This window comes from Methylocystis sp. sgz306128, from assembly GCF_056032725.1.
The window spans coordinates 224368-239307 of sequence record NZ_JBVYWO010000005.1; the positions used below are offsets into that span (position 1 = coordinate 224368).

Consider the following 14940-nt stretch of genomic DNA (forward strand, 5'->3'; position numbering starts at 1 on the left):
CGTTCACTAAAAAGCCGCAAATTTTGCATTTCAATTCATTGTGACGCAAGTTTGGTCACGTTGCCGCGCTTCTATGGCAGGGGCAGGCCGCGCTTGCAAGAGCGTTGCGCGTCGAGAACGGACAGGGAATGGAGGCGTTTGTGACAGGCAGAAAGCGGAGCCGGAAGTATCTGGGAGCGGCTCTTGTCCTTGTTCTGGGATGTGCTGGGCTCTGGGCGGGCGGCTGGTACTTCTTTGCCGGACAGATCGAAGGGCAGGGCCGGGAATTGCTGCACCGCGAGGCGGCGTGGGGCCGTGACTGGCAATGCGCGCCGCTGCAGCGCCGGGGGTTTCCCTTCGCCATCCGGTATGAATGTCAGATGCCGGTGATGCATTCCGAACTTGGCGCGACCGGGCGTCTTGCCGGTCTGAGCGCGCATTGGGGTTTCGATGCGCCCCTCCATGTGAATATCGAGGCGAAGGCGCCGCTGGATCTCACACTGCCGGACAAGACGACGGCGCATATGAACTGGCAATCGGCGCAGGCGCTGGTGCGCTTCACGCTTGGCGGCCTTTATGCGCAGATTCATCTTGGCGCGCCGCAACTGGAGCTCGGCGGCTCCGGTTCATCCGAACACAGCGCCACTGCGATTTCGATTGATGCAGGGCCGGTGTCCTCGTCCGCGCCGCTGCCGTTCAGCTTCCGGGCCGAGGGCGTCCGCAGTCCGCTTGTCGCCGACATTCTGCGCGATCCGGCACCGCTCGACCTCACCTGCCAGGCGGAAATCGTCAATCCGCAGGCGCTGCAGGGCGGCAATCTTCCGGCCCAGCTGGAGCGCTGGCGCATCGGCGGCGGCGCCCTGACCATCCGCACCTGCCACGGCATGGCCGGGGACCTCAATGTCGACACGAGCGGCTCGCTGACGCTGGATGATCAGCACCGGCTCGATGGCATGCTGCAACTGCATCTGCGCGGCGCGGGCCATTTGCTCGAACAATATGGTCTGGGGCCGCAATCAGGTCTGGTCGGCGGGCTGCTCGGCAGCTTTTTCAAGAATTCGTCGCAGGGCGTGAGCCTGCCACTGCACCTGAGCGGCGGCAAGGTGATGCTTGGCCCTGTCCGCCTGCCGTTTGAACTGCTTCCGCTTTATTGAGACTCGCCGCTGCGCCGTCCGAAATCCGGAGCCGCCGTTTCCTGCCCCACCGCGATGATGGAGCGCCGGATGTCACGCGTGTGGCTGAACAGGGTGAAGAGTCCTTCGCCATCGCCATAGCGGATCATCCGTTGCAGCGCGGTCAGATCTTCCGTGAATCGGCCCAGCATTTCCAGCACGGCTTCCTTGTTGTTGAGAAACACGTCGCGCCACATGGTGGGATCAGAGGCGGCGATGCGGGTGAAGTCGCGGAAGCCGCCCGCCGAGAATTTGATCACTTCCGACTGGGTGATCTCCTCGAGATGCGCCGCCGTGCCAACGATATTATAGGCGATGAGATGCGGAATATGGCTCGTGATCGCCAGCACCTGATCGTGGTGCGCGGGGGTCATCAATTCCACATTTGACCCGCAGGCCTTCCAGAAGGCCACTGTCTTTTCGATTGCAGCCTCGTCTGTGCCGGGTGGCGGGGTAAGAATGGACCAGCGTCCGATGAACAGGCTGGCGAAACCGGCGTCCGGGCCGGAATATTCGGTTCCGGCCACAGGATGAGCCGGCACAAAATGCACGCCCTGCGGCAGGTGCGGCGCGACAGCCGCAACGACCGAACTCTTGACCGATCCGACATCGGATACGATCGCGCCCGGCTTGAGATGCAGGCCCATATCCATGGCCACAGCGGCATTGGCGCCGACCGGAACACAAAGAATGACAAAATCCGAATCGGTGACTGCCGCTGCAAGATCCGGTGCGACCATATCCGCCAGACCGAGTTCGGCTGCGCGCTGGCGCACCTGCGGGTTTTGATCGTAGCAGACAAGCCTGCCCGCGAGATTCGCCTCGCGGATGGCGCGGGCCAGCGAAGAGCCGATCAGGCCCACGCCGATGATGCAGATCTGCCCGAACAGCGGGCTTTGCAGCCGCTGCAATCTTGCTTCACTCATGAGCTTTGCCCTGCATGAATTGCGTCAGCACCTCAATAACCCGTTCGTTGGCCTCTGCGCTGCCAATCGTCAGGCGCAGGCAATCGGGCAGGCCATAGGAGCTGACGGCGCGCATGATCACGCCCTGCGCCGCGCAGAAGGCATCGGCCTCGGCGGCTGTATGCCCCGGCGCATGACCGAAATGCAGCAGGATGAAATTGCCCACCGATGGCGTTACCCTGATCCCGAGTGCCTCTATAGCCTTGGTCAGGCGCGGCAGCCATATTTCATTATGGGTGATGGCGCCTGCGACATGTGCCTGATCTTCAAGCGCCGCGACCCCGGCGGCAATGGCCGGTGTGCTGAGGTTGAACGGCCCGCGGATGCGGTTAATGGCGTCGCAGATATGCTCCGGCGCATAGCACCAGCCGATGCGCAGCGCCGCAAGCCCGTAGATTTTGGAGAAAGTGCGGGTCATCACGACATTCTCGCACTGGCTGACAAGCTCGATCCCGGCGGAATAATCGTTGCGGCGCACATATTCGGCATAGGCGGCATCCAGCACGAGCACCACATGCGGCGGCAGGTTCGCGTGCAGGCGTCTGACCTCCTCGAACGGTATGTAGGTGCCGGTCGGGTTGTTCGGATTGGCCAGAAAGACGATTTTTGTGCGGGGGGTCACCTTGGCCAGAATGTTGTCGACATCGGCCGTCAGGTTTTTCTCCTCCGCCACGACGGGCGTGCCGCCCGCCGCGAGAATGGCGATCTTGTACACCAGAAAGCCATGAGTGGTGAATATGCCTTCATCGCCCGGTCCGACATAAGCGCTGGTGAGCAGCGAAAGCACCTCGTCCGATCCGGCGCCGCAGACAATGCGCCTGGACTCCAATCCGTACAGACGGGCAATCGCCTCGCGCAGAGCCGTGGCCGAGCCGTCGGGATAAAGCTCGAGATGGCTGCCGGCTGCCTGATAGGCTTCCACTGCCTTCGGCGAAGGACCGAGCGGTGTCTCGTTCGAGGACAGCTTGTAGATCTTGCCGGCGAATTTGGCAGCGCTTTTGCCCGGCACATAAGCGTCGATTCTGGCAATGGACTCGCGTGGAACGGGACGCGTAACAGATGAGGACACGTGATGAACTCCGTTATTCAGGCTTAGGCCCGAAGGCATAGCGCAAGGCATGGCTGCCGACTTCGGCAATGCGCGCTTCAGCAGCGCCAAGATTGGTGAAAAGATCCTGCAGCCGCTGCAGATCAAGGGTGCCGGGCACGGCGATGAGGAGGCTCAGGCCATGGTCCTGCGGCGCATTGCCGATGATTTCGCCCTCGATTGCGCCCAGTGCGGCGGGAATGGCCTCCCGCCATCGCTCCAGCCCCACGGCAAACAGCAGCGTATCGCGCGCGGCAGCTTCATTGAGCGGCTTGCTGAGCAGAAATACGGGCATTCCCGCCGGATGGTCCGGCCGCTCGACAAAGGGCAGGCGCGCAATGATTTTAGGCGCCTGCGGTCCGGTGAGGCTTGTCCACCAGGCCCCGGCCGAAGTGTGGCCCTCAACCCGGATCATGCCAAGATCGCCCTGCGCAGCGGCCACCGAATCAATCACGCCCTGCGCGCCGTTATGAGCGACGAACGGAACTGTAAATCCGAAATGGAACCGCACGGAGTCACGCATGCTGGCATCTCCGCCCATCACATCGGCATGCACGGAATAATGCGCCTGCACATAGGTGAAGGTTGAGATAATGATGCGCCAGATGCTTTCGACCGTGTCGACGGGCAGGCGGCCCTCATGGCGCTGGACAAGGGCGCGCATCATGGCGGCCTCCCGGCCGGGACGGAAGGCGGAGCCGCCGCCCTGCCGCGCCTTGACGGCAATGAGCCTGTCGATGATGGTGCCGCGCTCGATCAGCAGTTTGTGCATGGCCGCGTCGATGCGGTCGATGTCGACGCGCAGGTCGGCCAAGGTCTCTACAGGTTGGCTTGCAGGCGGTGGAAACTCAGTCATGGCGCGAATGGTCTTTCTTTCCGGCGCTTCGTTCATAGCGGGCGCGGCGTGAGATTGCAAAGATTTCGCGGCGATTTTTTGCTGTTTTGGTTCTATTATCCGCGCGTTGTCCGGCAGCGGACACCTTGACGAAACCATAGGACATATTCTAATTATCAAACGATGTGTTCGGCATACAGAACGAAATTGGTTCAGGCTTGGTATGAACAACAAGATTCAACGTCCCGCCGCTGTCCGCGAGGCTGACGCCCCGCAGAGCCTGAAGGTGGAATTTCCGCCCGACAAGCCGCTGAAGCTCGATTCAGGCCGCGAAATCGCGCCCCTGACGCTGGCTTACCAGACCTATGGCACGCTGAATGCCGATAAATCCAACGCGATCCTGATCTGCCATGCGCTGACCGGAGACCAGCATGTCGCCAACATCAATCCGGTTACGGGAAAGCCGGGCTGGTGGGAGATCATGGTCGGGCCGGGCAGGCCTATCGATACAAATCTCTATTTTGTCATATGCTCCAATGTGATCGGCGGCTGTATGGGCTCTACCGGACCGGCCTCGACCAATCCGGCGACGGGCCGGGCTTATGGTCTTGACCTGCCGGTGCTCACCATCCGCGATATGGTGCGGGCGCAGGCCATGCTGATCGACCATCTGGGCATCGGACAGCTTTTCTGTGTCGCCGGCGGCTCAATGGGCGGAATGCAGGTGCTGCAATGGGCTGCCTCTTACCCTGAGCGGGTGTTCAGCGCCCTGCCGGTGGCCACTGCAGCGCGGCATTCGTCGCAGAACATTGCCTTTCACGAGGTTGGGAGGCAGGCTGTCATGGCCGATCCGGACTGGCGCAACGGGCGCTATCTTGATGAGGACGTCGCGCCGGTCAAGGGTCTTGCCGTGGCGCGCATGGCGGCGCATATCACTTATCTGTCGGACGAGGCGCTGCACCGGAAATTCGGCCGCGAATTGCAGAACCGCTCCGAGCGCACCTTCTCCTTCGATGCCGATTTCAAGATCGAGAATTATCTGCGGTATCAGGGCGCCAGCTTTGTCGACCGGTTTGACGCCAACTCTTATCTTTATGTGACGCGCGCCTGCGATTATTTCGATCTCGCCGGCGATTATGGCGGCTCTCTGGCTGCGGCTTTCAAGGGCACGAAGACGCGGTTCTGCGTCGTCTCCTTCAGCACCGACTGGCTTTATCCCACTTCGGCCTCGCGGACCATCGTCCATGCGCTCAATGCCGCCGGAGCTTCTGTTTCCTTCGTCGAGATCGAATCCGATAAGGGGCATGACGCCTTCCTGCTCGACGAGCCGGATTTTATTGGAACCACGCATGGCTTTCTTGCTGCCGCCGCGCGGGCGAGATTCGGAACGGGGACAAAAGCATGACAGAACCCGAACCCTGGAACCGTCTGGCGCGGGATGCGGCGCGCGTAGATTTTCTCATCGTCGCCGGAATGGTGGCGCAGGGCGCGCGCGTCCTTGATGTCGGCTGCGGCAATGGCGCGCTGCTGGAACTCTTGACCAACACGCGCGGCGTGGATGCGCGTGGCATCGAGCTTTCTCAACGCGGCGTCAACGAGGCTGTGAGCCGGGGACTCTCCGTGGTGCAGGGCAATGCCGATACGGATCTGGCCTATTATCCGGATAATTCGTTCGATTATGTCATTCTCTCGCAGACGCTGCAGGCGACGCTGCGCCCGAAGCACGTTTTGCAGGACATGCTGCGCATCGGCAAATATGCCATTGTTTCCTTCCCCAATTTCGGACATTGGCGGATACGCAGCCAGATCATGTTCAGGGGACAGATGCCGGTAACCGAAAATCTGAGCTATTCGTGGTACGACACCCCGAATATCCATTTTTGCACCATACAGGATTTCGTTAATCTGACCCGGGAGATCGGAGCGCGGATCGAGCGTGCCGTGGCGCTGGACAGATTCGGCAAGCCCATGATGGTGAATGCGCCCTGGTGGCTGTGGAACCTGTTCGGCGAGCAGGCGGTGTTCATGCTGAGCCGGGACTGAACAGGTTCGCAGCGCAATAAAAAAGCCCGCATGAAGCGGGCTTTTTTGCAAAATGTCGGTGTGTCAGACCGCCTGCAGAACCGTGCGCAGTTCCTGCAACTGGGCAATGCGCATGTCGGCGGCGTCGCGCTCTTCGTTGGTGGTCAGGGCCTCGCGCCGGGTCTGAGCATTCAGAATTTCCTGATCGATCTGGGCGGTGGTGATGTCCTGGATAGCCGAGGCCCGCTCGGCCAGAATTGTCAGGCCCTTGGCATTGACGTCGGCAAAACCGCCGATGACCACCATGCGGCGGCCGCGGCCAGCGGATTCCTCAACGAAGACCAGCCCCGCCTTGAGGCTGGACATGAACGGAGCATGACCGGCCAGGACGGTGAATTCACCCTCCAGCCCCGGAACCACCACCTGGGCAACATCACCCGAAAAGAGCACCTTTTCGGGCGAAACAAGTTCAAAGTGAAACGGCATCATTCGTCGATGCTCCTTGCAAGCTTGACGTTAGGCCGCCTGAGCGGACAATTTCGCAGCCTTTTCCATGGCTTCTTCGATGGTGCCGACCATGTAGAAGGCGGCTTCCGGCAGGTGGTCGTACTTGCCTTCCACGAGGCCCTTGAAGCCCTTGATCGTGTCGGCCAGCGGCACGAGCTTGCCCGGCGAACCGGTGAACACTTCAGCCACATGGAACGGCTGGCTGAGGAAGCGCTCGATCTTACGGGCGCGGGCGACCGCAATCTTGTCTTCTTCGGAAAGCTCGTCCATGCCGAGAATGGCGATAATGTCCTGCAGGGCCTTGTAGCGCTGAAGCACCTGCTGCACCGAACGGGCGACGCTGTAGTGCTCCTCGCCGACAACCAGCGGGCTCAGCATGCGCGAGGTCGAATCGAGCGGGTCCACTGCCGGGTAAATGCCCTTTTCAGCAATCGAACGCGACAACACGGTGGTTGCGTCCAGATGGGCGAACGACGTGGCCGGGGCCGGGTCGGTCAGGTCGTCGGCCGGAACGTAAATCGCCTGCACCGAAGTGATCGAGCCCTTCTGCGTGGTGGTGATGCGTTCCTGCAGCGCGCCCATGTCGGTGGCCAAAGTCGGCTGATAACCCACGGCGGACGGAATGCGGCCCAGCAGAGCCGACACTTCCGAGCCAGCCTGCGTGAAACGGAAAATGTTGTCGACGAAGAACAGCACGTCCTGACCCTTGTCGCGGAAATCCTCGGCGACGGTCAGGCCGGTCAGGGCGACGCGGGCGCGTGCTCCCGGCGGCTCGTTCATCTGGCCGTAAACAAGCGCACATTTGGAGCCGGCAGCAGAACCGCCATGTTCCTTGGGGTTCTTGTTGACGTTGGATTCGATCATTTCGTGGTAGAGGTCGTTGCCCTCGCGGGTACGCTCGCCCACACCGGCGAAAACCGAATAACCGCCGTGCGCCTTGGCGACGTTGTTGATCAGTTCCATGATCAGAACGGTCTTGCCGACGCCGGCGCCGCCGAACAGGCCGATCTTGCCGCCCTTGGCGTAAGGCGCCAGAAGATCGACGACCTTGATGCCTGTTTCGAGAATCTGAGCTTCCGTTGCCTGCTCAGCATAGCTTGGTGCAGGCTGATGGATGGCGCGGCGGCCCTTGGTGCTGATCTCGCCGCATTCGTCGACGGGAACGCCAATCACGTTCATGATGCGGCCGAGGGTTTCCTCACCAACCGGCACCATGATCGGCGCGCCCGTATCCGTGACCGGCTGGCCACGCACGAGACCTTCTGACGTGTCCATGGCGATGCAGCGCACGGAGGATTCGCCCAGATGCTGCGCCACTTCGAGAACGAGGCGGTTGCCGCCGTTGTCGGTTTCAAGCGCATTCAGAATTTGCGGCAGGTGACCGTCGAACTTCACGTCGACAACGGCGCCGATGACCTGGGTGATGTGACCAATGCGGGTTGCTGGAGCGGCAGTGTTTGCCATGTTAAATCCTCACTTTACAAGACGTCAGAGCGCTTCGGCGCCCGAGATGATTTCAATCAGTTCCTTGGTGATCATGGCCTGACGCGAGCGGTTGTATTTCTGCGTCTGCTTCTTGATCATTTCGCCGGCATTGCGTGTGGCATTGTCCATCGCGCTCATGCGCGCGCCCTGTTCGGACGCGGCGTTCTCGAGCAGCGCACGGAAGACCTGGACCGAAATATTGCGCGGCAGCAATGTCGCCAGAATTTCGTCCTGCTCGGGCTCGTATTCATAGGTGGCGCTGGCGCCGTTCTTCGGGGCTGCGGCCGGAATATCCGCCGGAATCAGCTGCAGCGCGGTCGGCAGCTGCGAGATCACCGATTTGAACTTCGAGTAGAACAGGGTGCAGACATCGAATTCACCGGCTTCGAACCGGCTGATGATGTTCTTGCCGATCGGTTCGGCATTGTCATAGCTGAGCTGCTTGACATTGCGCAGTTCAATCACCTCGACGATGTTCTTGTCGAACAGCCGGCGCAGGATGTCATATCCTTTTTTGCCGACGCAGATGATTTTCACGGTCTTGCCCTGTGCGATCAGAGCATTGGCCTTGTCGCGGGCAAGACGTGCGATCGAGGAATTGAAGGCGCCGCACAGGCCGCGTTCAGCGGTGCAGACCACCAGAAGATGTGTCTCCTGCTTACCGGTGCCGGAGAGCAGACGCGGCCCGTTGCCGGACACGCCTGCTGCTATATTGGCCAGAACCGCGTCCATGCGCTCGGCATAAGGACGCGCTGCCTCGGCGGCCATCTGTGCACGACGCAACTTTGCCGCCGCAACCATCTGCATGGCCTTGGTGATCTTTTGCGTCGCTTTCACCGAAGCGATGCGGTTTCGTAAGTCCTTTAACGACGGCATGGGCTGTCCGGGATCTTGAGATTAGGAAAATGACTTGGCGTAGGCGTCCACGGCTGCCTTGAGGGCGGCGGCAGTTGCGTCCGAGAGATCCTTCGAGCTGCGGATGGCCTCCAGAATTTCCGGATGGGCGGTGCGCAGCGTCGAAAGCAGACCGTCCTCGAAAGCCTTGACCCGATTGAGCGGCAGCTTGTCCAGATAACCGTTCACGCCGGTATAGATCGAGCAGACCTGCTCTTCCATCTTCAGCGGCTGGAACTGGGCCTGCTTGAGCAGTTCGGTCAGGCGCGAGCCGCGGTTCAGCAGGGCCTGTGTCGATGCATCGAGATCCGAGCCGAACTGCGCGAATGCGGCCATTTCACGATACTGGGCAAGCTCACCCTTGATGCGGCCGGCGACTTTCTTCATCGCCTTGGTCTGAGCGGCCGAACCGACGCGGGACACCGAGAGACCGACGTTCACGGCCGGGCGGATACCCTGATAGAACAGATCCGTTTCAAGGAAGATCTGGCCGTCGGTGATCGAGATCACGTTGGTCGGAATATAGGCCGACACGTCGTTGGCCTGGGTTTCGATCACGGGCAGGGCGGTCAGCGAGCCCAGACCGCTAGCCTCGTTCAGCTTTGCGGCACGCTCCAGCAGACGGCTGTGGAGATAGAAGACGTCGCCCGGATAGGCTTCGCGTCCCGGCGGACGGCGCAGGAGCAGCGACATCTGGCGGTAAGCAACGGCCTGCTTCGAGAGATCGTCATAAACGATCAGGGCGTGCATGCCGTTGTCGCGGAAATATTCACCCATGGCGCAGCCGGCGAAGGGTGCGAGGAACTGCATGGGCGCCGGGTCGGAGGCGGTGGCGGCGACGACGATCGAATATTCGAGGGCGCCATTTTCTTCCAGCACCTTGACGAACTGAGCGACGGTCGAGCGCTTCTGGCCGATAGCCACATAGACGCAGTAAAGCTTGGCGGATTCGTCGCTGCCCTGGTTGATCGACTTCTGGTTGAGGATCGCGTCGAGAGCAACAGCGGTCTTGCCGGTCTGGCGGTCGCCGATGATCAGCTCGCGCTGGCCGCGGCCAACGGGGATCAGGGCGTCAATCGCCTTCAGGCCGGTGGCCATCGGCTCATGCACGGACTTGCGCGGAATGATGCCGGGGGCCTTGACGTCCACGCGCGAACGCTTGGAGGCTTTGATCGGGCCCTTGCCGTCAATCGGATTGCCCAGAGCGTCAACGACACGGCCGAGAAGTTCCTTGCCGACCGGAACGTCGACGATGTCGCCGGTGCGCTTCACGGTCTGGCCTTCCGCGATGTCGCGGTCGGAACCGAAGATCACGACGCCGACATTGTCGGATTCGAGGTTGAGGGCCATGCCGCGAATGCCGTTTGCAAATTCGACCATTTCGCCGGCCTGAACCTTGTCAAGGCCATAAACACGGGCAATACCGTCACCGACGGAGAGAACCTGCCCAACTTCGGAAACCTGGGCCTCAGAGCCAAAGTTCTGGATCTGGGTCTTGAGAATTGCGGAAATTTCTGCGGCGCGGATGTCCATCAGCCGACCTCTTTCATGAGCGAACGAATTGAGTTGAGTTTGGTTTTGAGCGAAGCGTCCAGCATGCGCGAACCCAGTTTAACAACCAGGCCGCCAATGATGGCTGGATCGACTTCCACATTCACGTCGACTGATGCGCCGCCGGAAACGTTCTTGAGGGCATCACGCAGAGATGCCAGATGAGTATCATTGATCGGGTGAGCAACCGTCACCTGCGCGCGGACAATTCCCTTGCTCGCGTCAAGCATCTTGTTATAGCCGGCTATCATGTTGCGGATGGCAAACAGACGGCGCTTGGCGGTAACAAGCCGGATGAAATTTGCGGCAATGCCTGAAATGCCTGCCTTCGAGAGAATGGCATCGAGCGCGCGCAGCTGGTCTTCGGTGGTGATGACAGGGCTGCGCACCATCATGGCGAGGTCTTCGCTGCCGGCAACCATCCAGTCGAAATTATTGAGCTGCGCCGCAACTTCCTCGGTGACGCCCTGCTCTTTCGCCAGATCAAACAAAGCCAGAGCATAGCGCCCAGCCATTCCGGATATGATCGTTTCTGTCGTCACGAAACGCCTTTCATGGGTCATCGCGTTCAAAAAGCCGCTTTGGCGGATCCTGAGCGCGAGGCTATGGATAAAATGATTTTGCCCCGCAAGCGAGGTGCTTGCAAATTTGGCCGTTGCCTAACACAAGGGCAGTGACGGCGCAACCCTTGTCACCATTTTTTGCTGGCCTTTCAGTGCAGTCTTTCGGTGTAAATCACACAAAACCTGTCCGGGGCGGCGCGTTTGGCCCGGTCTCCGGTTCAGCGCGCCAGCCACCATATGCCGCCATTGAGACAGATGGCGAATGCCACCCATGCAGCATAAGGCGCCAGACAAGCCGCGGCTATTTTATCGAGCCGCCAGAATCGTCTGATGGTGACGAGAATCATCGCCTCCAGCGGCAGAATGATCACCAGTCCGAGCAAAGGGCTGTGCGCCGCGAAAAAGCCGAACGACCACAGCGCATTCAGAAATAGCTGGATGAAGAAGACCCGGATGGCTTTTTCGCGCTCCGGTCCCTGCGCCGCCAGGCTGAGGATGCGATAGATGGCGATCATCATCAGCAGGTAAAGCAGAGTCCAGGCCGGGCCGAAGACAGCGTTGGGCGGCGTGAAGGCCGGTTTGGCGAGATGCGCGTACCAGGTCGGAATATTCGGAATCGTCGCCAGATTTCCGAGCACACCGGCGGCGACAACCGGCAAAATTGAAAGCGCGGCATAAGTCAGGCGGCCAGATTTCGCAGAGGCTTCAGTCATGTTGCTCCTTATATACGGCATCATATACGGCATCACCGATGCTGGCGGCGCGCACCCTGACACGCGCAAATCCGGTGGGTCTTACGTCTTTTGCCGCCGACGCTGGCATGACCTGACCGATAGCGCATTTATCCGTATAAAGATAGCAACTCCCCGCCGGGGTGCTTGCGCACATGACCTGGGCCGGGGCAGGCTGGCGGTGTTAACGGATCTGCGCCTGCATTTCCGCGTTGGGCGCCTTCGAGATGATATCGTCTATGCGCTGCTCACTCTGCTTGAATGCCGTCAGAACCTTGCCGCTCAGTTCACGCGTTCTTGGCAGGCGTATGCCGAGGGGGTCGACAAAGCGGCCATTGATCATCACTTCATAGTGCAGATGCGCGCCGGTCACATTGCCGGTCGTGCCGACATAACCGACGATCTGACCTTGCTTGACATGGGCGCCTTCGGAAATGCCGCGGCCAAAACCGGACATGTGGTTATATGTCGTCTCATAGCCGCCCTGATGTTCAATTTCCACGCGCCGTCCATAGCCCGATGTCCATCCGGCTTTGACGATCACGCCATTTCCTGCGGCGAAAATAGGCGTGCCCGTCGGCGCGGCCCAGTCGACACCGGTATGCAGGCGCATGTATCCGAAGATCGGGTGACGCCGCATCCCGAAGCCCGAGCGCTCGACGCCAAAGGCGATAGGTTTGCGAATCAGGAATTTGCGGCTCGATTTGCCTTTTTCATCATAATAGTCGACGGAATTGTCATCGGGCGACTGAAAGCGGTAAAATCTGTATGTTTCATTGTGCGCGGTTATCGAAGCATAGAGTAATTCTGGCTTGCCCTCGTTCTCCTCGCCGCCGGTATACAGCGCTTCAAATGAATCGCCGGCAGCCGCCGCCTTCTGAAAATCGACCGAATTGGAAAAGATGACGGTCATGTCGTCGATGATCGGCTTGGGCATTTCCTGTTTGAGCGCCGTCTCGTAAAGCGCGTTGTACAGACGGATGCCACCCGAATCTGTATCCTCATCCGCAGTCTGATCCTGCGGCGGACCTTCCGCCGGCGATGGAGCCTGCTCGATATGAACAGGCATGAACTGCCCCGCGTCAGCCCGTGCAAATTCCGATTCGAGTGTCTCGTCGGTATAGATGGACACGCGCGCCAGATTGAGCATCGCCGCGTCGCCCTTGATATCGGCGAAGAGCAGTTTCACGCGTTGACCTTCATGCACAATTGTGCCGCCGCGCTTCGAGACGGCGGCCATGACGGCGTTTATGTCGCCGGAATCGGCCTTGTTGGCGCGCAGGATGTCCTCGAGCGTTTCGCCCTTGTGAACGATGGCAAGACGTTCCTCCATCTGCGATACGTTCGGCTGCGTGTCCTGTCTGGGCAGAGTTGTCACATTTTCCGGCACCCATTGCACCTTGATCGAGGAAAATGCGGTGTCGCTGATGCCGCCCGGCGCGGTGGCGTCCAGTCCGGGCGCGGACAGGCCGTTCGGATTGAGCGCGGCATCGGCCCGGCTGGTGTGCATGAGCAGAAGTTGCGGCGGAATATTGAAGGCGGCCTTGGCACCGTCAGCGGCGTTGCGCAATTGCTCGGTGACCTGTGCGCGCGCTTCGTCCAGCGACAATTGCGCGTTGGAGGCGAAGCTTTCGCTCCCGCTCAGATCGCGTGTTGCCAGCGATACTTCTGCCGCATCGATGATCGGCGCCTGATCCTGTTGCGAATCAAGTGTGTCCTTGGTGCCGGTGAGAAGGCGCAGGGGGTCGAATTTTGGCACGTCCTCGGCAAATACCGTGGGCGTCAGTGTCAATGGCGTCGATACTTTGGTGAACATGCGCGGCATCAGCACTTCCTTGTCGCCGATCTTTACGGGGATGGTCACCCGGTAAGATTGTTTGGCGGCGACAATATCGACAGGACGCACCAGCCTGTCGCCCTTGCGGATCTCTTTCTTTCCGGCAACGGGCTGCTCGCGGTGGATAGACGGCACCAGAACCGGCATTTCGGCAAAATGCGCCTGGCGGTCGAGCGAGGTATAAACGGCTGCGCCAATCAGGGCCGCGCCGAATAATCCCGCAATCACCGTCCCCGAAAGCCATCGCAGCGAAATCCTGTGCCAGTCCTCCGGCGAATGCGGAACGCTGCCGCTTTCCATGGGCGGTTCGGATCCGACAATGCTGGCCAGTGTCTGGTAATTATTTGGGGTCAGTGCCGTCATGCGCGCGCAATATATCCGGTTCTTGCCAGGAGCAACAGCCTCGATTCAGATCGTACATAAAGTTCCGGCCGGGTGATGGACGCGATTTTCATGTTCCATCCCATCAAGGCCGCTGCAATGTGGCATGATCGTCAAAATCGGCAAAAGCGTGGCAAACAGCGCGGGTTTGTCGCCTTTTGCATGAGTTGCCGCGGTTGTTTCCTTTTATTTGTTGTTTTTCAATGCCTTGTAATTTTCTTGATTATTTTGTTCAAGATTGATTGACAAAGAGTTGTGTGTTTTGTAGGAGTGTTTTCACGAACGGCGCACCGCTGTGCAGAGCAGCGGAGGGTGTAGTTTTGTTCCTATTGGATTGACTTTCTGCTTTTATGGCTGGGGTTAGTTTGAGCTGGGCGCGGGATGTGCTTGGCGGTTTTTGCGTCTTTGGATGCGGGCTGCGGGTGGTTTTGTGTCTGGGGTTGCTTTGTTATGTTGATTGGGATCGGGCTTTTCGGCTTTGATTTCGGGCATGGCGGGGTGTCTGGGCGGTCTGGATTTTTTTTGCGGAACGGCGAAAAAAGTTGATTGACAGCCTGGCGGAATTGAGGGATAGAGCGCGGCGCAATTTTTGGAGCGGTGCTCTGGAAATGGTCTGAGCGGGCGGGAACGCCTGATGTGTCTTGATGGCGAGAGTCATTTTGAGGCGCTGTTGTTTGACAAGTATATCGGAAGAAAGAGAAACGTAGGCGGCGGGGTTCTTGCGGCCTGACCTTTATGGGTCAGGTATGAAGAATACTGGCTGTCACGTATCTCAAGTTCATCGTGTTCATATTTATATGGACAGATGTGCTTGGGTCTCGTCAGCGGTTAGTTTGGTTTTTAGGAGCCGGACTGACCGAGATTAGTAGAGTGACCAAGCCGGGTTGATATTCTCATTTAACTTGAGAGTTTGATCCTGGCTCAGAACGAA

At 59.6% G+C, this 14940-nt stretch carries 13 protein-coding genes; 3 read left to right on the forward strand and 10 right to left on the reverse strand.

Annotated elements, in window-relative coordinates; translation table 11 throughout:
• The first annotated feature begins 140 nt into the window (after positions 1–140).
• Positions 141–1133 carry a DUF2125 domain-containing protein gene (locus AC0N03_RS10700; RefSeq protein ID WP_474288722.1) on the forward strand — a complete coding sequence of 331 codons (993 nt, stop codon included), beginning with the start codon at positions 141–143 and terminating at the stop codon, positions 1131–1133.
• Here the strand turns inward: AC0N03_RS10700 and AC0N03_RS10705 are convergent.
• From AC0N03_RS10705 to AC0N03_RS10715, 3 genes are read right to left on the reverse strand one after another with little or no spacing between them, the layout of a single operon-like run.
• Complete coding sequence (locus AC0N03_RS10705) at positions 1127–2077, reverse strand: prephenate/arogenate dehydrogenase family protein (protein ID WP_474288724.1); 951 nt, start codon at positions 2075–2077, stop codon at positions 1127–1129. The genes AC0N03_RS10700 and AC0N03_RS10705 overlap by 7 nt on opposite strands.
• The gene (hisC, locus tag AC0N03_RS10710; protein WP_474288726.1) at positions 2070–3185 is read right to left on the reverse strand and encodes a histidinol-phosphate transaminase; all 1116 of its coding nucleotides are present in this window, start codon (positions 3183–3185) and stop codon (positions 2070–2072) included. Before hisC ends, AC0N03_RS10705 begins: the two co-directional genes overlap by 8 nt.
• A gap of 13 nt (positions 3186–3198) precedes the next feature.
• Positions 3199–4059 carry a chorismate mutase gene (locus AC0N03_RS10715; protein ID WP_474288727.1) on the reverse strand — a complete coding sequence of 287 codons (861 nt, stop codon included), beginning with the start codon at positions 4057–4059 and terminating at the stop codon, positions 3199–3201.
• A 202-nt stretch (positions 4060–4261) separates the two neighbouring features.
• Here AC0N03_RS10715 and metX point away from each other — a divergent pair, with 202 nt between their 5' ends.
• Together metX and metW are read left to right on the forward strand one after the other, a co-directional pair.
• Complete coding sequence (metX, locus tag AC0N03_RS10720) at positions 4262–5443, forward strand: homoserine O-acetyltransferase MetX (RefSeq protein WP_474288728.1); 1182 nt, start codon at positions 4262–4264, stop codon at positions 5441–5443.
• Positions 5440–6081, forward strand: coding sequence for a methionine biosynthesis protein MetW (metW, locus tag AC0N03_RS10725; protein ID WP_474288729.1), 642 nt, complete (start codon positions 5440–5442; stop codon positions 6079–6081). Before metX ends, metW begins: the two co-directional genes overlap by 4 nt.
• Before the next feature lie 63 nt (positions 6082–6144).
• On the opposite strand, the gene AC0N03_RS10730 is transcribed toward metW, so the two are convergent.
• The 7 genes from AC0N03_RS10730 to AC0N03_RS10760 all read right to left on the reverse strand — a co-directional run bounded on the left by AC0N03_RS10730 (position 6145) and on the right by AC0N03_RS10760 (position 13991).
• Complete coding sequence (locus tag AC0N03_RS10730) at positions 6145–6549, reverse strand: F0F1 ATP synthase subunit epsilon (RefSeq protein WP_474288731.1); 405 nt, start codon at positions 6547–6549, stop codon at positions 6145–6147.
• A gap of 27 nt (positions 6550–6576) precedes the next feature.
• Entirely contained in the window at positions 6577–8031 is a 1455-nt protein-coding gene (gene atpD, locus AC0N03_RS10735) for a F0F1 ATP synthase subunit beta (protein ID WP_474288732.1), read from the reverse strand.
• Between the two features lie 24 nt (positions 8032–8055).
• Positions 8056–8928 (reverse strand): F0F1 ATP synthase subunit gamma, encoded by an 873-nt coding sequence (locus AC0N03_RS10740; protein ID WP_474288733.1) that lies wholly within the window; start codon positions 8926–8928, stop codon positions 8056–8058.
• Between the two features lie 21 nt (positions 8929–8949).
• Positions 8950–10479: a F0F1 ATP synthase subunit alpha gene (gene atpA / locus AC0N03_RS10745; RefSeq protein WP_474288734.1), complete on the reverse strand. Its 1530-nt coding sequence runs from the start codon at positions 10477–10479 to the stop codon at positions 8950–8952.
• Entirely contained in the window at positions 10479–11060 is a 582-nt protein-coding gene (locus AC0N03_RS10750) for a F0F1 ATP synthase subunit delta (protein ID WP_474288735.1), read from the reverse strand. Before AC0N03_RS10750 ends, atpA begins: the two co-directional genes overlap by 1 nt.
• Positions 11061–11278: 218 nt before the next feature.
• Complete coding sequence (locus tag AC0N03_RS10755) at positions 11279–11773, reverse strand: TspO/MBR family protein (RefSeq protein ID WP_474288736.1); 495 nt, start codon at positions 11771–11773, stop codon at positions 11279–11281.
• A gap of 202 nt (positions 11774–11975) precedes the next feature.
• Positions 11976–13991 carry a peptidoglycan DD-metalloendopeptidase family protein gene (locus tag AC0N03_RS10760; protein WP_474288737.1) on the reverse strand — a complete coding sequence of 672 codons (2016 nt, stop codon included), beginning with the start codon at positions 13989–13991 and terminating at the stop codon, positions 11976–11978.
• Positions 13992–14940: the final 949 nt, after the last annotated feature.

Bases quoted from the DNA above. Each gene is read 5' to 3' on its own strand.
- AC0N03_RS10705 (WP_474288724.1), bottom strand. From the start codon at position 2,077: ATGAGTGAAGCAAGATTGCAGCGGCTGCAAAGCCCGCTGTTCGGGCAG.
- AC0N03_RS10715 (WP_474288727.1), bottom strand. From the start codon at position 4,059: ATGACTGAGTTTCCACCGCCTGCAAGCCAACCTGTAGAGACCTTGGCC.
- metX (WP_474288728.1), top strand. From the start codon at position 4,262: ATGAACAACAAGATTCAACGTCCCGCCGCTGTCCGCGAGGCTGACGCC.
- metW (WP_474288729.1), top strand. From the start codon at position 5,440: ATGACAGAACCCGAACCCTGGAACCGTCTGGCGCGGGATGCGGCGCGC.
- AC0N03_RS10730 (WP_474288731.1), bottom strand. From the start codon at position 6,549: ATGATGCCGTTTCACTTTGAACTTGTTTCGCCCGAAAAGGTGCTCTTT.
- atpD (WP_474288732.1), bottom strand. From the start codon at position 8,031: ATGGCAAACACTGCCGCTCCAGCAACCCGCATTGGTCACATCACCCAG.
- AC0N03_RS10740 (WP_474288733.1), bottom strand. From the start codon at position 8,928: ATGCCGTCGTTAAAGGACTTACGAAACCGCATCGCTTCGGTGAAAGCG.
- atpA (WP_474288734.1), bottom strand. From the start codon at position 10,479: ATGGACATCCGCGCCGCAGAAATTTCCGCAATTCTCAAGACCCAGATC.
- AC0N03_RS10750 (WP_474288735.1), bottom strand. From the start codon at position 11,060: ATGACCCATGAAAGGCGTTTCGTGACGACAGAAACGATCATATCCGGA.
- AC0N03_RS10755 (WP_474288736.1), bottom strand. From the start codon at position 11,773: ATGACTGAAGCCTCTGCGAAATCTGGCCGCCTGACTTATGCCGCGCTT.
- AC0N03_RS10760 (WP_474288737.1), bottom strand. From the start codon at position 13,991: ATGACGGCACTGACCCCAAATAATTACCAGACACTGGCCAGCATTGTC.